19 protein-coding genes and 1 pseudogene are annotated in these 15723 nt (G+C 57.2%); 9 read left to right on the forward strand and 11 right to left on the reverse strand.

All coding sequences use genetic code 11. The features are described from left to right. Positions 1-225 precede the first annotated feature (225 nt). Both ABIE16_RS22720 and ABIE16_RS22725 read right to left on the reverse strand, forming a co-directional pair. Positions 226-708 (reverse strand): annotated as a pseudogene (locus tag ABIE16_RS22720) (HvfX family Cu-binding RiPP maturation protein); the annotation flags it as partial. A 26-nt stretch (positions 709-734) separates the two neighbouring features. Next, positions 735-1040: an SDR family NAD(P)-dependent oxidoreductase gene (locus tag ABIE16_RS22725; RefSeq protein WP_429521988.1), complete on the reverse strand. Its 306-nt coding sequence runs from the start codon at positions 1038-1040 to the stop codon at positions 735-737. A 758-nt stretch (positions 1041-1798) separates the two neighbouring features. Between ABIE16_RS22725 and ABIE16_RS22730 the strand changes: the two genes are divergently transcribed. Continuing rightward, complete coding sequence (locus ABIE16_RS22730; RefSeq protein ID WP_429521989.1) at positions 1799-2326, forward strand: VOC family protein; 528 nt, start codon at positions 1799-1801, stop codon at positions 2324-2326. Between the two features lie 8 nt (positions 2327-2334). After that, positions 2335-3141 (forward strand): SDR family oxidoreductase, encoded by an 807-nt coding sequence (locus tag ABIE16_RS22735; protein WP_429521990.1) that lies wholly within the window; start codon positions 2335-2337, stop codon positions 3139-3141. A 37-nt stretch (positions 3142-3178) separates the two neighbouring features. On the opposite strand, the gene ABIE16_RS22740 is transcribed toward ABIE16_RS22735, so the two are convergent. Both ABIE16_RS22740 and ABIE16_RS22745 read right to left on the reverse strand, forming a co-directional pair. Next, positions 3179-4198 carry a zinc-dependent alcohol dehydrogenase gene (locus ABIE16_RS22740; protein WP_429521991.1) on the reverse strand — a complete coding sequence of 340 codons (1020 nt, stop codon included), beginning with the start codon at positions 4196-4198 and terminating at the stop codon, positions 3179-3181. After that, positions 4195-5934, reverse strand: a complete 1740-nt coding sequence (locus ABIE16_RS22745; RefSeq protein ID WP_429521992.1) for an FAD-binding protein — start codon at positions 5932-5934, stop codon at positions 4195-4197. The genes ABIE16_RS22740 and ABIE16_RS22745 overlap by 4 nt, the downstream gene beginning before the upstream one ends. Positions 5935-6070: 136 nt before the next feature. Between ABIE16_RS22745 and ABIE16_RS22750 the strand changes: the two genes are divergently transcribed. The 4 genes from ABIE16_RS22750 (at position 6071) to ABIE16_RS22765 (ending at position 8860) form a co-directional block, all read left to right on the forward strand. Beyond that, positions 6071-6715 carry a TetR/AcrR family transcriptional regulator gene (locus ABIE16_RS22750; protein ID WP_429521993.1) on the forward strand — a complete coding sequence of 215 codons (645 nt, stop codon included), beginning with the start codon at positions 6071-6073 and terminating at the stop codon, positions 6713-6715. A 217-nt stretch (positions 6716-6932) separates the two neighbouring features. After that, positions 6933-7259 (forward strand): isochorismate lyase, encoded by a 327-nt coding sequence (locus ABIE16_RS22755; RefSeq protein WP_090454865.1) that lies wholly within the window; start codon positions 6933-6935, stop codon positions 7257-7259. A gap of 78 nt (positions 7260-7337) precedes the next feature. Then, the gene (locus ABIE16_RS22760; protein WP_218498409.1) at positions 7338-7763 is read left to right on the forward strand and encodes a GNAT family N-acetyltransferase; all 426 of its coding nucleotides are present in this window, start codon (positions 7338-7340) and stop codon (positions 7761-7763) included. A gap of 179 nt (positions 7764-7942) precedes the next feature. Beyond that, positions 7943-8860: a bifunctional helix-turn-helix transcriptional regulator/GNAT family N-acetyltransferase gene (locus tag ABIE16_RS22765; protein WP_057715322.1), complete on the forward strand. Its 918-nt coding sequence runs from the start codon at positions 7943-7945 to the stop codon at positions 8858-8860. Between the two features lie 182 nt (positions 8861-9042). Here the strand turns inward: ABIE16_RS22765 and ABIE16_RS22770 are convergent, their stop codons facing one another. Then, a complete protein-coding gene (locus tag ABIE16_RS22770) occupies positions 9043-9612 on the reverse strand; it encodes a YSC84-related protein (protein ID WP_057715323.1) in 570 nt (189 codons plus the stop codon). A 414-nt stretch (positions 9613-10026) separates the two neighbouring features. On the opposite strand from ABIE16_RS22770, the gene ABIE16_RS22775 reads away from it, so the two are divergent. Then, positions 10027-10254 (forward strand): hypothetical protein, encoded by a 228-nt coding sequence (locus tag ABIE16_RS22775; protein ID WP_057715324.1) that lies wholly within the window; start codon positions 10027-10029, stop codon positions 10252-10254. Here ABIE16_RS22775 and ABIE16_RS22780 read toward each other — a convergent pair. Further along, entirely contained in the window at positions 10217-10786 is a 570-nt protein-coding gene (locus tag ABIE16_RS22780) for a carboxymuconolactone decarboxylase family protein (RefSeq protein WP_057716630.1), read from the reverse strand. The two genes, ABIE16_RS22775 and ABIE16_RS22780, sit on opposite strands and share 38 nt — an antisense overlap. A 127-nt stretch (positions 10787-10913) precedes the next feature. Here ABIE16_RS22780 and ABIE16_RS22785 point away from each other — a divergent pair, with 127 nt between their 5' ends. Next, complete coding sequence (locus ABIE16_RS22785; protein ID WP_429522078.1) at positions 10914-11177, forward strand: winged helix-turn-helix transcriptional regulator; 264 nt, start codon at positions 10914-10916, stop codon at positions 11175-11177. Between the two features lie 84 nt (positions 11178-11261). Here the strand turns inward: ABIE16_RS22785 and ABIE16_RS22790 are convergent, their stop codons facing one another. The 5 genes from ABIE16_RS22790 to ABIE16_RS22810 all read right to left on the reverse strand — a co-directional run bounded on the left by ABIE16_RS22790 (position 11262) and on the right by ABIE16_RS22810 (position 15002). Beyond that, positions 11262-11882: a tyrosine-type recombinase/integrase gene (locus ABIE16_RS22790; protein ID WP_429521994.1), complete on the reverse strand. Its 621-nt coding sequence runs from the start codon at positions 11880-11882 to the stop codon at positions 11262-11264. A 196-nt stretch (positions 11883-12078) separates the two neighbouring features. Next, positions 12079-13092 carry an alpha/beta hydrolase gene (locus ABIE16_RS22795; protein ID WP_429521995.1) on the reverse strand — a complete coding sequence of 338 codons (1014 nt, stop codon included), beginning with the start codon at positions 13090-13092 and terminating at the stop codon, positions 12079-12081. A gap of 32 nt (positions 13093-13124) precedes the next feature. Continuing rightward, positions 13125-13544, reverse strand: coding sequence for an organic hydroperoxide resistance protein (locus tag ABIE16_RS22800; protein WP_429521996.1), 420 nt, complete (start codon positions 13542-13544; stop codon positions 13125-13127). Positions 13545-13749: 205 nt separating this feature from the next. Continuing rightward, positions 13750-14151 carry a helix-turn-helix domain-containing protein gene (locus ABIE16_RS22805; protein WP_429369766.1) on the reverse strand — a complete coding sequence of 134 codons (402 nt, stop codon included), beginning with the start codon at positions 14149-14151 and terminating at the stop codon, positions 13750-13752. Between the two features lie 164 nt (positions 14152-14315). Next, positions 14316-15002 (reverse strand): hydrolase, encoded by a 687-nt coding sequence (locus ABIE16_RS22810; RefSeq protein WP_008020170.1) that lies wholly within the window; start codon positions 15000-15002, stop codon positions 14316-14318. 259 nt (positions 15003-15261) lie between these two features. Between ABIE16_RS22810 and ABIE16_RS22815 the strand changes: the two genes are divergently transcribed. Further along, entirely contained in the window at positions 15262-15723 is a 462-nt protein-coding gene (locus tag ABIE16_RS22815) for a RidA family protein (protein ID WP_057715328.1), read from the forward strand.

Consider the following 15723-nt stretch of genomic DNA (forward strand, 5'->3'; position numbering starts at 1 on the left):
CCGCTGGGTAGCACTGCGAAATGCAGTAGCAAGTCAAGATTTGGAAAGCGGCATGTGAACGGAGCCAGGTCTGCGGGGAAAAACCAGCAGGATCGCTGCGATGCCCGCCAACGTTCCTCCCACCCACGGCAACAATAGCGAAACCGTCACCCCCAACGTCAGGAGCACAAGCCCCCAAACGCTCGGACCAGCAGAGCTCTTACTTGCTGAGTCTCGGAGGACTTCGATGAGATGATCGAGGCTTAGTCGACCGGATCCGTTGAGGATGAGAGGCAAAAGCATCACCAGGTAGATCAACGGCAGCTTGTAGTTGCCGTAGCCATCGTTGCTGATTGCGTAGCCTTGCCACAGCTCGCTCAAGCTCGACCAATCTGACGGCCAGTGAATGGTGTAGGTGGCCACTATTGTCAGCACCCACAGTGACAATGCGACAAAACGGGTGCCCAAGCCGAGCAGCAAAGCGAAGCTGCCGACCAGTTCGAACCAGGTTGCCATGGTCCAATTCGTACTCGAGCTCAGCAAAGAGAAGGGCATCGGGAACTTGTCGCCAAGGTCGGCGAACCAGTTCGCCCCTTGCAGCTTCTCAAGTCCGGATTCGAAGAATTCCCATGCGAGCAAAATGCGGAGCCCAAAGGGCGCCAACCAAAGCCCGACAACATCTATACGGGATGTCAGCGACTGCTCGACTTGTTGGTTTCGGTTCGACATCTGGTTTTCCTCGGGCAACGTGTGCCCTATTTCGAAGGGCCGGTCGCGCCGATACCCACATTGTTGACGAGCACGGTGATGTAGGAATCGGTTTGAAGTACGCGCTCAACACGGGCCAGATCGTCAGCGCCAGTGAGATCAGCTGCGATAGTCTCAACTGAGCGGCTAGTGCACGTGGTAATCGCCCGCGCCAGTTCGCGAAGCTTTTCGACGCGGTGCGCAACCAGGATCAGATCGTAGCCAGCACGGGGAAGCCGGTCAGCGTAAACAGCGCCAATACCAGAAGATGCGCCAGTTGCCAGCGCAGTACCTTGGTGGATGCGGGTGTTCATGGCAGTTTCCTTTAACCGGCGGGGTACCGGGTTCAGGAACAAATCTACGCCAACAGGCTTGTGACCTAAATGACGCAGATACCTCCTTTTGCGCCGTCACGTTAGCGAAGCTCACGTCTTTGAGTCTGCCCGTTCGGGCTCGGAATGAAGCTCGCACCCGCAAGCTGAGCTATCCCGCGCCAGACGCTGGCGCGCTGGGTGATTCGGTGCGGTGAACAGCTACTGCCCCTGTTCAACCTCATTCGAGATGAGTTGCTGGATTAGAAGTAGCTTGTTTCTACGGACAAAAAAATTGTCGAACAGCAAGCGGCCTGACTGATCTGACCGGTTTCTGCCGGCTCTCACCGGCAGCTATTGGCTGAAGCGCACTTCTGCTACACGAGTTATGGCTCAAGCCTTTTTCTCCGAGAGCCGTCTATCAAGCTCGTCTCGAATGTCTGTCCAGTGCCGGGGCCTACGCCAAATCAAGAGTGCAATCTCGATTTCGGTTCCCCGCGAACAACATAGCCAACTCATTCGCGCACACGTGCAGGGCTGTTGCTTGCATGGCAAATCATTCCGTCCTCCAGCGAGACGTCGGCGAAAGGCTCACCCTACTCCCTCGATCGGCGTGACACAGATAAACAATTTTGTGCCATTATGTTTGGCGCATAAATTGATTTTTGTGCCATAACCACCACTGGCGTCACAGAGCCCAACCCCGGGCTGAACCTTCGTCAGTAGCCTTTTCCCAATGACATCACTCCCAAGGAGGCGTCATGAGCAGTGCATTGCTTGGTCCGATCAGTCAGATCGGTTATCTGGTCGAGAGCCTGGAACAAAGCATGGAACGCTGGCGACAGTATCTCGGTGTCGGGCCCTGGACGCTCTTTCGCAACGTCAGCCTCCAAGGCAAGTATCGAGGTGAGCCGGTCACTGTCACGATCGATGTCGGGCTTGCGTATCAAGGGGATATCCAGATCGAGCTGATCCAGGTGACCAACGATGCGAAGTCGCCCTATCGAGATGCTGAAGGCCATCCAATCCGGGGCATGCACCATGTCGCCTGGGTCGTCGATGACTTCGACCAGACCCTTGTGCGATTGACTGCGACCGGGTTGCAGATTGTTTTTGAAGCCAGCAATCCAACGACCCGCGTGGCCTATCTGGAAAACCATTCGGAGCCTGGAGTGCTTTACGAAATCATCCATGGGATTGGAATGCGCGAGTTGATCCAGCAGGGCATTGAAGCCGCCAGGCACTGGGATGGCACGGATCCGGTTCACATTATTGATGTGGGGGCGTAAGGGACAGCATGTCGAAACGACTTGAAGGTAAAGCGGCATTGGTGCTGGGTGTGGCACCTGGCAACGTCGGCGAAGCCGTGGCTCGACGTTATGTCGAACAAGGGGCGCGCGTGCTGGTTTCAGGGCGCCGCGCCGATGCAGTGGCGGCGGTTGCACAGTCACTCGGGGTGCCTTGGCTGGCGTGCGATATCACCTCGCAGGTCGAGGTCGACGATCTGGTGGCGCAGAGCAATCAGTGCCTGAACGGCCTGGACATCGGCGTCAATGCCACGGGCTGGGGGCTCTTGAAGCCGTTCCTGGAACACAGCCGCGAAGACCTGGAGAAAATGAACGCGGTGCAATTCACCGGCCCGTTCCAATACTTTCAGGCACTGCTGCGTCATATGCCGACGGGGGGATCAATCATCCAGATCTCGTCGGTCACGGCCAGCATCATGTTCGACAACCACGCCGCGTACATGGGCACCAAGGCCGGCATCGACCACGTCATCCGTTGCATCGCTCACGAATTCGGTCAGCACGGGATCCGGGCCAACTCCATTGCCCCCGGTGGTGTTGCCGATGCGCCGATGTCGGGTGGCGGGCTGCTGAGCCCGTCTATCGCTGCCCTCTATCACCGCGAAATCCCCCTCGGGCGCAGTGGTGTATCCGCCGACGTGGCCGATGCGGCACTCTGGCTGGCCAGCAACGAGTCCAGCTTCGTGACCGGTCAGGTCATTCATGTCAGCGGCGGACAGACGCTTCGACGCAATCCCTCTATTTCCGAGATCTATGCGGCGGCCACTGCACCCGCAGGCCCGGCCCGGCACCTCTGATAAACAGCACGGCCGGCATTGCCGGCCGTGCGATGGTTCAGGGCTTGATGATGACTTTGGCCGACCGCTGTGGGTCAGCCGCCGTTTTATAAGCCTGCGCGACGTCATCGAGCGAGAAACGGTGGCTGATCATGGATTCCGGGTCGAATGCGCCGGATGCCAGCAGCTCCAGTGCTTGCGCGAACTCCGTCGGATAACACAGGGTGCCGATCAGTTCGAGTTCCTTGACCTGCAGGATCGAGAAGTCAAAAGCCTGCGGTTGCTTGTAGACACTTGCCACGGTGATGCGGGCGGCATCCCGGGCCCTGGCGATGGCCTCGTGCAGCACGCCACTCACCCCTGAACACTCGAAGATCACCTGGGTCGCGGGCGCTTGCGTCCCCAGGAAAGTCGGCACGCGGCCATGGGCCCGTGCGAGTTCGCTCCACAGGTCGTCTCGTGTCGGATCGAGCGTCAGGTTCGCCCCCAGCCCGGCAGCAATCTCCAGGCGCCCGGCAGACAGGTCAGCCACAGCGATCTGGCTGATGCCCCGGGCCTTCAGGCACGCGACGATTCCCAGGCCAATGGCCCCGACACCAAGGACCAGCACGGACTCACCGGCCGTCACCCGTGAGCGATTGACCGCGTGCAAGGCCACCGCCAGCGGTTCGACGAGGGCGGCCACCTCCAGGGGAAGGTTCGCCGGCAGTTGATGCAGAATCGGGCCACTGTTTACGTTGCGCACCCGGACCAGGTTCGCCAGCGCCCCCTCATCGCTGCCCACGCCGATCATCGCGCCGTTGGCCATGGGATTGACCACGACCCGCATGCCGGGCCGGTAGTGGACGACCGCCGTGCCCACCTCGCGGATGACCCCAGAGAACTCATGCCCCAATGGCATCGGTGCCCCATCGCGGCGAATGCCCCCGCTCTCATAGAAGCCCAGGTCACTCCCGCAAACACCGCACGCGGCGACTTCGACCAGCACATCTGTCTCACCCGGGGATGGTAAAGGGACTTCGTCCACCCGCAGGTCTCGAGGGCCGTGGAGTCGTACCTGTTTCATCACATGGTTCATTGTTGAGTCCTGTTGGTGGCTGACGCCGATTCGGCGGCGATGTGATCGGCGGCGATGAAGGCGAAGGTCATCGCCGGGCCAATGGTCGAACCGGGGCCGGGATAGGTCTTGCCCATCAGCGCAGCCGAGGTGTTGCCCACCGCATAGCAGCCGGCAATGGCCGAGCCGTCCGGGCGCAGCACGCGCGCGCAGGCGTCGGTGCGCAGTCCGCCTTTGGTACCCAGCTCGCCCGGATCGATGCGCAAGGCATAGAACGGCGCGCGATCGATCGGGCCAAGGCAGGGGTTGGGTTTGCAGGTGGTGTCACCGTAGTAGCGGTCGAACAGGTTGCCACCCTTGCCGAACTGCGGATCAACGCCAGCGGCGGCGTATTGGTTCATCTGCACGAGGGTGGCTTCAAGCCCGGCGACGTCGACGCCGATCTTGGTTGCCAGCTCGGCCGGTGTTTCGGCGCGGTAGATCACGTTGTCGAGCCAGCCGGCGGGGATCTTGCTGTCCGGCTGCACACTGCCCGGCAGCAACACACCGCAGGGATAACGCTTGCGGTACTCGGCATCGAATACCAGCCAGGCCGGTGCATTGGCCTGGGTGCGCTGATGGTCGGCATACATCGCATAGATGATGTCCGTGTAGGGCGCGGCTTCATTGACGAAGCGCTGGCCCAGTCGATTGACCATCACGCAACGGGGCGCCGCACGCTCAACGAACAGGGCACGCTGGCTCGACTCCCCAGGCACCTTCACTGTCGGAGCGCCCCAGGTGTGTTCCATCAGCGCCACCGCACCGCCGGCCTCCAGCCCAGCGCGAATGCCGTCGCCATGGTTTATCGGCGGCGCCGCCGTCCATTGGGCCTGTGTGGGCTGGGGCAGATACAGTTCGCGCATCGCCTGGTTCGACTCGAAACCGCCGCAGGCAAGCACCACACCGTACCCCGCCCGCAGGCGTTGAATGCGACCCTCGCGCAGCACATCGATGCCAACCACCCGGCCCTCATCCAGGTGCAATGATTGCATTGAGGTTTGCAGCCACAAGGGAATGCCTCGCTCGGCCAAGGCTGCGCGCAGGCTCGCCACCAAGGCGTTACCTAGGGTCAGGCGGCGATCTCGCCGGCTGCGGCGACGCCAGCGAAAATCACTCAGGTAGCGCAACGCCAGCCCGGCGGTCAGCAGCAACCAGCCGCGCTCCTTGGCAAGGATGGTGTGGGCCTCGACCTGGGTCATGGCGATACGTCCGCCAATCAGGGTCGCTGGCGAAGCCGCCCGCAACAGCTCGAAGTGTTCACCCAGGCGCGCCCCGTCGAACGGGGCCGGCTCCATGGTGCGGTAGCCGGGCTTGCCACCTTTGCGGTCCGGGTAGTAGTCGGGGTAGCGCGGCACCGCGCGAAAATTCGTGCGCGCCTGACGTGCCAGGTACTCAACCATTTTCGGGCCATTGTCGAGATAGGCATCGATGCGCTGCTGATCAAAATCTTCGCCAACCACCTCGCGCAGATAGCTGATCGCTTCGTCGTATGAATCGCTGCCCCCCAGTGCGGCAATCTGGTCGTTACACGGAATCCAGATCCCTCCCCCGGATACCGCCGTGGTACCGCCATAGACATCGCTCTTTTCAATCGCGAGTACCGACAAGCCGTTGTCGTGCGCTCGCAGTGCTGCAGTCAAGGCGCCGGCGCCCGAACCGACAATCACCACATCAAACTCATCGTCCCGGTTCGAGTCCTGCTGATTACTGGTCATGGCTATGCCTCCTTTTAAATGGCCGACCCTATGTCACACTTATTATTATCTGTGCCAGAGATTGGCACGAAATGGCTTTTTGTGCCATGCCATGTGAAAATCGGGCTCAATTGCTTTTCCCAAGGGCCGGGCACGAATGCCCGCCCCGCCCCCCGAGCGTGTGAAGGTGCAAATGAGTCGACAATTACGCTGGGGTGATGCCAGCAGGATGGAAAACGCCAGTGATGGCCGGTCGCTGATCCTGCGTGCCGCCCTCGATGCGATGATTGCCGAGGGCGCCGAAGGTTTTTCGATCGATGACGTGGCCCGCGGTGCCAACATCTCGCGACGCACCCTGTACCGGTATTTTGGTTCCAAGAAGGAGCTGATTCAGGCTGTCGTCAGTGCAGAGAACGCTGCCTTTTTTGAGGAAATGCAACGCTCCCTGAATGAGTTCGAAGATGACTTCGAGGCTTATCTCACAGAGTGCGTGTGTTTCTCCGTACGCTACCTGGATCGTCATAACGGCGGCTTCCACCACAGCTATCTGACGAAGAACTCAACCCTGGAGGTGTTCACCTACATCCTCGAAAACATCGCACCGATGTGGCGTGATTTGCTGGAAGAGCCCTATCGTCGTTATGTCGAACGCAACAACAGGTCTGTCGCGTCGCTTGAGAACATCATCGCGCTGATCAGTCGAATCGGGCTCGCGTACTGTCTTGTTCCTGCCGATGAACATGCAATTCGTGAGCAACTGGCAATGCTTCAGCCGACACTTGTTTGCAGGGCTCCTGAGTAAGAGATTAATCCGGTTTTCTAGCCGAAAATTCAGCGAGTCCTGATTGTCTCGATGAAAAAATTCGTGACAGGCAACTATCAGCGGTCACTCAAACACAGTCACCCTCGCCCACCGCCCTATCGATTAACGCAGTCTAAAGAGTTCGCCGATCCGCCTTAGCCAACGCCGATACTTCTTGCGAAGGCCCACGATTTTTTCAGAAAACGGAGTCACCTACATGGACGTCATCAATCAGTTGCAGCCCGAAGAGTGTGCAGGAATGGAGGATATTCGACGTGAAATCGATGCCCTTGATCAGGTTGTTATCAAACTGTTGGGCAAGCGTTTTCACTACGTACTGGCTGCCTCGAAGTACAAGACCTCAGTGACTTCGGTGCGTGCTCCGGAGCGATTCAAGGCCATGTTGGCGACAAGACGCGAGTGGGCCGAGGCTGAGGGCCTGAGCCCGGATGCAATCGAGAGGATGTACAGTGACCTGGTGAACCACTTCATTGCAGAAGAGATGAAACACTGGGCGGCTCATCAATCCAACACCGGACTCTAGTGTCCGGACTGTCCGCCATGGGGTGACAGGAATGGGATACCTTGTTGACCCAGTTACTCACCGCTCAGGGAGAGCACCATGTCTGTAGAAATCCAACTTTCTGAAAATGCTACTGAAGCAGAGCGGCTGGGAATTTTGACCCCGTTGCTGGCCCATAACCAGGTCAACGGTGGAGACGACGCACATGAAACATTTGCTCTGTTGCTACGGGACCCTGACAGTAACGAAGTCATTGGCGGACTGTACGGCAAGGTCTCTTATCGATGGCTGCTCATCGATCTTGTCAGCGTTCCCGAGTCGATGCGTGGCCAGGGTATCGGAGAACAGCTAATGCGCATGGCCGAAGAAGTCGCGCAGAAAAAGCACTGTATTGGTATCTGGCTGGAGACTTTCAGCTTTCAGGCACCCGGGTTTTATCGAAAACTTGGTTACTCCGAATTCGGCCGCCTGGCAGATTATCCACCGGGACATACCCGGTTCTATTACCAGAAGTCGTTGTGCTGATCGCGATTTGGATCTTGGGCCGATAGCTGCGCCTTGTAGCAGGCAGCAATCGGCCAAAAGCAGACGGTCAGACCCAATACGTCTTAACCGTAAACTGCCGTTGCACCTGACCATCGCAGGATTGACATGGTTGCCTAAGTCAATAATATAATTGCCAAAAGCAACTATATGGGGTTTTCATGACCGCAACCATCATGGAGCGCGCTGACACAGTCCGCCGCTTTAACCGTTTCTACACCCGGCAGATCGGCGCCCTGCAAGAGCACCTGCTGCAAGCCGAGTTTTCCTTGACCGAGGCACGCATCCTTTATGAATTGGGCGCCAGTGCTGGCCTGAAGAGTTCAGACCTCTGCCATATGCTCGGCCTAGATGCTGGCTACCTCAGCCGCGTCATCGGCGGATTCGAGAAAAAAGGATTGATCAGCAGGACTCGCTCGGCAACCGATGCCCGAGCATCTCAAATCCAGCTCACCGATCCAGGTCGTACCGTGCTGGCCTCGCTGGAGCAAGCCGCTCGTGAAGAAGTCGTGGTGATGCTGCAAGGCTTGCCTGAGCCACAGCAAGAGCAATTGATCCAAGCCATGAGACGGATACAGACGCAATTGGGCGACAGGGATCCCTCCTACCTTCTGCGCGATCCACGAGCGGGTGACATGGGCATTGTCGTTCAGCAGCAAGCTCAACTCTATGCCCGCGAATACGGTTGGAATACGGAGTTCGAAGCGCTGGTGGCGGAAATCGTCGCCAAATACCTTCGTGAGTTCGATCAGTCTTGCGAACGGTGCTGGATCGCGGAAAAAGATGGCATGGTCATCGGTTCGGTCTTTGTCGTCAGACATGATGAGACGACCGCCAAGCTACGGATGCTGTATGTGGATGCGAGTGCCAGAGGCATGGGAATCGGCAATCGGTTGCTGGAAGAGAGTCTCCGATTTGCACGCCATGTGGGCTACAAGAGCATGATCCTCTGGACAACCAGCGTGCTTTCCGATGCCCGAAAGCTATACCAGAAAGCAGGTTTTCAACTGGTCGAAGAAGAACAGGTACACAGCTTCGGAAAAGACCTCGTCAGCCAGACCTGGGCTCGGGACTTGTAGTGGCGTTGACGACACTGAAAGTGTTGGTGTTGCTCACCGTCCGCAATGGGTCGAAACCACACCTCTTTCTACCTGTAATTTTTTCGTTGGCTGTGGTTTGACCAACTCCGCATTCCTGATGGCAACGAGGAGGCTCGCTAGCTGTCGCTCGAGCCTTCAGCTGAAGCGACCGACCGACGGGTTCAACGATCGAGCTTAGTAATTTTTGAACCCTGCAGTCCCAGCCCGGCCATTAAGCCCTTTTGATCAAAGATGAACGCATAAACATCAGACTGAGCCGTTGAAGTGGTCAGCGACTTAGCCATGCCTGAATCTACGACCACAATGCTTGGGCCCACGCCGACCTCAAAGCCATTAACATTTTTCAGATCGTTCATCGCTGAATAGGTCATGAAGAACATCACGTAACCAAACTTCTGCGCGCCCGCCTGAAGACCGTATGATGCTGCAGTGGTCGAGTAGTATCCCGTGACTTTGCCGTTCTCGATCAATTCGCCTTCGCCATGCTGTGCACCGACGATGAGACCCGCTTTCAGCACATCCGGGAAAACGAGGATACCCTTGGCTTTCTGCGCTAAGACACGCGCTTCCGGCGTACTGATATATAAACTCTTTAACGCCGCTTTTGCCTCCTGATCCATCTGAGCGTTCGCAGCCTTCGCACCAGAGGCGGAAGTCGATTGATCCGTTTGGCACCCCGCAACGATCGCGAAGATAGAAACCAATGCCATTATTTGAAGGTGTTTGATCATGAGGAATACTCTTTTTCTACCCCCCGCCACTGATGAACCTGCGTGACGACAGCCGTTGCTGGTTAACGTCTAACAGGTCCGACCTTTATTGCGTCGTGCTCAGAAACAACTGGACTTTAGCCCTGCTAAGCGTTTGGTCAAATACGATGCGATGAACGCTTCGGATCGGCCCAGCAAAACCAAAATAGATCGCAGTGGTTTTAGACAGCTTCCACCCTCTCTCCGGCGTCGTGCCAACGGAACACAATCCACCTATCGCAGTAGTGATGCGCTAGTACATCACTGGTAATCTTCGCGCCACGTTCGCCAAACATTAAGGGATGGGGGCGAAAATAGAAGCCCCGGAGCCGCGAACCTTCGGGGCTTTGCTTTTTCTGCCTGGTGCTACGCTCACCTCATAACCGAGGATCCGCGATGCCTAATTTTGACCTGCTCCCCTCCCTGCTTCTCAAAATCAACGAAAACCAACTCGCCCTCGAAGCCGCCATCCTGGAACTATCCAACTGGGTTGAGCAGCGTGGGTCAGCTGAGGTCGCCGACAACGTACGCGACGCCTTGGAGGCGATCGACCGGTTGAATCCACAGCCAGAAGCGGACAGTGAGCCTAAGACGATTGCGCGGTTTCATGACGAAACTCGCTGAACCTCGCCGCGTTTGGCTCAAGCGGAAGAGCCAGACTATTGGCAATATACGATACCGTTCGATAGAAGCCCGCCAGCATGAGCACTTCAAGAATCTGATTGTCATCGAGGTACTTTCGAGCGGCCTGAAATTCCGCTTCGGTCAATGTAGCGCGATCGTGCAGGGCATCGATCGTAGCCAGCAGCACCGCTTCTTCTTCCTTCCAGTATTCCGCCCGGAGTGGATGGTCCAGCGTGTGGCCGATATCGTCTCTGGTCAGTCCGGCGCTCTCAGCGAAAGCCATAACGTGCACACCCCACTCATATTCGCATCCAGTACGCGCGCAGACCCTGTTGATGATCAGTTCCCGTTGACGAAGCGTCAGCAGGTTTCCATCCAGCAATGAACCGCCCCTGAACTTGCGCCACGCCCTCTCGCTGCTGGCGATGGTCGTGAACAACAACAGTGGTGGGACACCCTCCCCCATTATTTTGTCGAACGTTGCCTGGAGTTCTTCTGTGTAGGGTTTGCTGAGTGCTTGAATTCGAGCCACGGTGTACCCTCCGCTATCAAATATGTAGTACCAGTATTCGCTACACAATAAGTAGCACACAAGGGCCATAATTATGAGTGATGAGCAAAACTTGGATTCACGAATGCTAGACGGGCGTCGTCCGATCATGGCGCTCCTGGATGTGCTCGGACAAAAATGGGCCTTGCGGATTATCTGGGAGCTTCAGCACGGTTCACTGAGTTCCCGTGCATTGAGAAGCGCGTGTGGCGATATCTCGCCCACCGTTTTGCAAAGCAGAGTCAATGAGCTCCGAGAGGCGGGCTTCATCGAGTCAAACGATGGCGGTTATGGACTAACACCACTGGGTAAGGAGCTATCGGACTCGTTCTTACCTCTCTACAGGTTCGCCAAAAAATGGGCCAATTCGTAGAGTAAAAATAGCGTTTGATTCTCGGCGAAATGTCCCCTTTGGGTCGGATAGCGACGGTCTAGCATCGACCGTCACTATAGATGATCAGACCTCCGTTTGTTCTGCCATTTCCAGGGCATCATCGACCTCGATTCCCAGGTATCTGACAGTGCTTTCAAGCTTCGTATGACCAAGCAGGAGTTGGACAGCTCTCAGGTTCTTCGTCCTGCGATAGATTAACGATGCCTTGGTTCTCCGTAGCGTGTGGGTACCGTACATGGTTGGATCAAGACCAATGGCTGTCACCCACGCTTTGACTATTCGAGCGTATTGCCTGGTGGAAAGATGGTCTGAGGCGTGCAAGCGGCTCGGGAACAAGAAGTCCTCACTGCGGAGATGGGCCCGATGCATCCAAGCCTCCAGAACCGTTCGGGTTTGCTCAGTGATTTCAAATTGCACTGGGTGCTGAGTTTTCTGCTGCATCACGATGGCTCGTGACGACACATGCTCCCCATGGGCGATGTCTCGGACTCGCAACTTGGTTAAGTCACAGGCACGCAGCTTGCTATCGATGGCCAAGTTGAAGAGCGCCAAATCACGCGTCTTCTCAGCAAGCTGAAGTCTGACCCGGATGGCCCAGATATCTCTGACTCGAAGCGGGGCTTTCTGCCCGACAAGCTTTCCCTTGTTCCAAGGCTGATGGCTGTATCTAGCAATAGTGTTCATGCCTCGTCCTCCAGGTTGAGGGAGGACAAGGGTGGGTCAGTCACAATGGCTGGTGGTCGCTATCCTACCCATAGGTGCCCTTGGCGGAGGGCTGCTAACGCTACACCGGAAACGAAAAAGCCCGCTGTTTAGCGGGCTTTTCGTTTCCGGCGGTGATTACCAGTTCATGGCATACATCTCCGGTCTTGAGTGGGGGTCACTTCAAATGAACTTTCAGCTCTTTGGAAGCCTGCAGCATTGCAGAGCGTACCGCCGGAACCTGGCTGACCACGTTCAGCAAGCCGTAGTCATGGATCATGCCGTTGTAGCGCACCGCAGTGACCGGCACGCCGGCTTGGTCCAGTTTGCGAGCGTAGGCTTCCCCTTCGTCACGCAGCACATCGGCACTCGCGGTCTGGACCAGCGCTGGCGGCAGGCCTTTCAACTGCTCAGTGGTAGCGCGCAGCGGCGAGGCGTAGATCTCGGCACGTTGCTTGGGGTCGGTGGTGTAGTTGTCCCAGAACCACTTCATCATGTTCTTGGTGAGGAAGTGCCCCTCGGCGTACTGGTTGTACGACGCTGTCTCGAAGTTGGCGTCGGTCACTGGCCACAGCAGCACCTGGTACTTAATGGCCGGGGTACCTTTATCCTTGGCCATCAGGCTGACCACGGCTGCCATGTTGCCGCCGACGCTGTTGCCCGCTACCGCCAGGCGCTTACCGTCGACATTGATTTCCTTGCCGTGCTCGGCCACCCATTTGGTTGCCCCGTAGGCCTGGTTGATCGCCGTCGGGTAGTGCGCTTCAGGGGACGGGGTGTAATTGACGAACACCGCCGCCGCCCCGGACCCGACAACCAGATCGCGCACCAGGCGCTCATGGGTCGGGAAGTCGCCGAGCACCCAGCCACCGCCGTGGAAGTACATGAACACAGGCAAGGTCCCCTTCACACCCGCCGGACGCACGATGGTCAAGCTGACGTTCTGGCCGTCGACGGTGATGGTCTTCTCGCTGACATCCGCCTTGGGCAGTGTCAGTTTTACCCCGGCCTGAGCGCCGGTCAGTACCGCGCGGGCGTCCTTCGGCGAAAGCTGCTCGATGGGTTTACCACTGCCTGAGTTCAATGCATCGAGGAATGCCTGGGTGTTGTGTTCGACGCCAGAGTCAGCGAATGCGTTACCGATCGACAAGGCAAGGACCGAGCCAACGAGTGTTTTGGTCAAAACGTTCATTTCATATCTCCTGTTTCTCGTGAGGCGGGAAGTTAGACGGTGACGTGCAGACGGACATCGACGTTGCCACGGGTTGCGTTGGAGTACGGGCACACTTGGTGGGCCGCCTCCACCAACGCTTGTGCATCGGCTTGCTCCAGGCCTGGCAGGTTGATGTTCAGGTCGATATCCAGGCCAAAGCCGCCTGGGATCTGGCCAATGCCGACCCGCGCAATGATCGAGGCGTCGGCTGGAATGCTGCGTTTGCTCTGGCTGGCGACGAACTTCAGTGCACCGATGAAGCAGGCCAAGTAACCAGCGGCGAACAGTTGCTCAGGGTTGGTGGCATCACCGCCGGCACCGCCCAATTCCTTCGGAGTGGCCAGTTTCACGTCGAGGTTCTTGTCGCTGGAAATGGCTCGGCCATCACGACCACCGGTTGCGGTTGCGACTGCGGTGTAGAGAACTTTCATGGCTTTCCTCACTTTTGAATGTCTTCGAGGGATTCTGTTAGCGATTTAAATGTTTGCGTTATAACAATGTGCAATAAGTTGCCGCTCAATAATTTAGTGCGCAAGATTTATAAAAAATCGTCGATAGCTGTAACAAATTGATTTTCAAGGGGGTTACACCTCAGTCCGCTTGGGCTCGCCCGCGCGTTGATGATGCCTTACCGTCTCAAGCAACGACCGGAATCGGGCAGATTGCTTGCTGCTGCCAAGCCTTCGGTGTCATGCCTTCAGCCTTCACGAATGTACGGCAGAAGTGAGATTGATCGCTGAAGCCGCATTCCTGCGCGATCTCTGTGAGCAACATCGTGGAAGCCTTCATTAACTCTCTGCTCTTCATGACCCGCTGTTCACGCAGCCATCGCTGCGGGGACATCCGGGTGCTTTCCTTGAACCTGCGTGAGAAGTGACTGCGCGACAATGCGCAAGCTTCGGCTAGTTCAGTCACTGAAATGCCGGTATCCAGCCTGTCCAGCATCAGTTGTTTGGCAGTTCTTATCTGCCAGGATTTGAGCTGCCCTGTCGAAGCCAGTGTGAGAGTCGCCAGCACGGTAGATTTGTCCTTGTTCATACACATCCATTAATCCAGGTAACAGGATGCGAGCGCCTGACTCGAACAGCGCTGGGCATTGGAAATCCTCAGAGGTTCCAGGCCAGGCTCGTTGACTCGGTTCAGTCGACTGCGCACCCTTCGCAAGTCTGTGAACAGCCCCCAGGGCAGGGGCTGGCGATGGCTCAGACAGATGCAGCGACAGGCGCCAGGGTGGGGCCATGCTGAACGCGCTCAGGCGCCTTGTGCACCATGGTGTAGGCGTAGTCGACGCCCATGCCATATGCACCAGAATGTTCCTTTACCAGTTCCATTACGGCGTCGTAGGTGTCGCGGTTCTTCCAGTCCCGTTGCCATTCCAGCAGCACCTGCTGCCAGGTCACCGGTACCACGCCGGCCTGGATCATGCGCTGCATGGCGTAATCGTGGGCTTCTTTGGTGGTGCCGCCGGAGGCATCTGCAACCATATAGATTTCATAGCCGGCATCGTTCATTGCCGACAGGGCGAAGGTGGCATTGCATACCTCGGTCCACAAGCCGGAGACGATGATCTTGTTGCGACCATTTCTCTTGAGTGCGTCGCGTACCTTCTGATCATCCCAGGAATTCATGGAGGTGCGCTCCAGCAGCGGGGCGTCCGGGAACACAGCGAGTAGCTCGGGGTAGGTGTGACCTGAGAAGCTTTCTGTCTCAACCGTGGTGAAGGTAGTGGGGACATTAAAAATCTTCGCTGCCTTGGCCAAGGCAACGGTATTGTTTTTCAGCGTTTGCCGGTCAATGCTCTGAACGCCGAAGGCCATCTGTGGCTGCTGATCGATGAAGATCAGTTGGCTATTAAGCGGAGTCAGGACTTCAGTTTTAGGATTGCTCATTTTTGTTTCCTTTCAGCTCGATGATGTTCAATCGCACAAGTCTCGGGTCCCGCACCTTGCAGGCATTACCGTAGCCACGAGTGCACTCCTCAGCGTCATTGCTTGAGGACGAGCAAAAGATAACGAAACAAGGCGCCTGTCGGTGGCGCATTTTTGCGCTCCTGTCGGCTCATTTATAAGCCATAAAATACGCGATCGCGCTGCTAGCATTCGCCCACCCATTCGGATCATTCCGGTCCCTCATGTGCAGGAGAATGCAATGGCAGCTTCACAACCGTTCAACAAGCAGACCGCCTACTGGGGCGTTTCCTGGGAGGAGGCGTATGGCTATCCGCAGGCACGGCGGGTAGGAAACGAGATCTACGTATCAGGTCAATTCAACCATGATGAGGCAGGTAATCTGGTAGCCCCGGCGCCGCTGAACGCCGATGGTAAGCCCAGTGATTTCTCTTCGATGGGAGAGCAGATGCGGGTCTCTTACGACAACATTTCGAAGCTGCTCACCTTGTATGGCGCAACTATGCAAGATGTTGTCGAGGAAACGCTTTATGTGCTGGACATGGACGCTGCGTTCGCGGTGGTCGGCAAAGTGCGCAAGGCGGCCTATGGCACTGAGCGGCCTCAGTGCGCGAGCAATATCATTGGGGTGTCGAGACTTGCCCAGCGTCCGCAGCTGATTGAGATCGTGTGCAAGGCCGTGATTGGCGCCCGAGACATCTGA

The organism is Pseudomonas sp. 2725 (assembly GCF_050434585.1).
GTDB lineage: Bacteria > Pseudomonadota > Gammaproteobacteria > Pseudomonadales > Pseudomonadaceae > Aquipseudomonas > Aquipseudomonas jessenii.

What these genes read in the sequence shown, in the direction of transcription:
- ABIE16_RS22745 (WP_429521992.1), bottom strand. Translation starts at nt 5,934, where the DNA reads ATGACCAGTAATCAGCAGGACTCGAACCGGGACGATGAGTTTGATGTG.
- ABIE16_RS22765 (WP_057715322.1), top strand. Translation starts at nt 7,943, where the DNA reads ATGACCGCAACCATCATGGAGCGCGCTGACACAGTCCGCCGCTTTAAC.
- ABIE16_RS22815 (WP_057715328.1), top strand. Translation starts at nt 15,262, where the DNA reads ATGGCAGCTTCACAACCGTTCAACAAGCAGACCGCCTACTGGGGCGTT.
- ABIE16_RS22805 (WP_429369766.1), bottom strand. Translation starts at nt 14,151, where the DNA reads ATGAACAAGGACAAATCTACCGTGCTGGCGACTCTCACACTGGCTTCG.
- ABIE16_RS22790 (WP_429521994.1), bottom strand. Translation starts at nt 11,882, where the DNA reads ATGAACACTATTGCTAGATACAGCCATCAGCCTTGGAACAAGGGAAAG.
- ABIE16_RS22735 (WP_429521990.1), top strand. Translation starts at nt 2,335, where the DNA reads ATGTCGAAACGACTTGAAGGTAAAGCGGCATTGGTGCTGGGTGTGGCA.
- ABIE16_RS22800 (WP_429521996.1), bottom strand. Translation starts at nt 13,544, where the DNA reads ATGAAAGTTCTCTACACCGCAGTCGCAACCGCAACCGGTGGTCGTGAT.
- ABIE16_RS22730 (WP_429521989.1), top strand. Translation starts at nt 1,799, where the DNA reads ATGAGCAGTGCATTGCTTGGTCCGATCAGTCAGATCGGTTATCTGGTC.
- ABIE16_RS22740 (WP_429521991.1), bottom strand. Translation starts at nt 4,198, where the DNA reads ATGAACCATGTGATGAAACAGGTACGACTCCACGGCCCTCGAGACCTG.
- ABIE16_RS22755 (WP_090454865.1), top strand. Translation starts at nt 6,933, where the DNA reads ATGGACGTCATCAATCAGTTGCAGCCCGAAGAGTGTGCAGGAATGGAG.
- ABIE16_RS22795 (WP_429521995.1), bottom strand. Translation starts at nt 13,092, where the DNA reads ATGAACGTTTTGACCAAAACACTCGTTGGCTCGGTCCTTGCCTTGTCG.
- ABIE16_RS22750 (WP_429521993.1), top strand. Translation starts at nt 6,071, where the DNA reads ATGCCCGCCCCGCCCCCCGAGCGTGTGAAGGTGCAAATGAGTCGACAA.
- ABIE16_RS22770 (WP_057715323.1), bottom strand. Translation starts at nt 9,612, where the DNA reads ATGATCAAACACCTTCAAATAATGGCATTGGTTTCTATCTTCGCGATC.
- ABIE16_RS22725 (WP_429521988.1), bottom strand. Translation starts at nt 1,040, where the DNA reads ATGAACACCCGCATCCACCAAGGTACTGCGCTGGCAACTGGCGCATCT.
- ABIE16_RS22810 (WP_008020170.1), bottom strand. Translation starts at nt 15,002, where the DNA reads ATGAGCAATCCTAAAACTGAAGTCCTGACTCCGCTTAATAGCCAACTG.
- ABIE16_RS22760 (WP_218498409.1), top strand. Translation starts at nt 7,338, where the DNA reads ATGTCTGTAGAAATCCAACTTTCTGAAAATGCTACTGAAGCAGAGCGG.
- ABIE16_RS22785 (WP_429522078.1), top strand. Translation starts at nt 10,914, where the DNA reads ATGGCGCTCCTGGATGTGCTCGGACAAAAATGGGCCTTGCGGATTATC.
- ABIE16_RS22775 (WP_057715324.1), top strand. Translation starts at nt 10,027, where the DNA reads ATGCCTAATTTTGACCTGCTCCCCTCCCTGCTTCTCAAAATCAACGAA.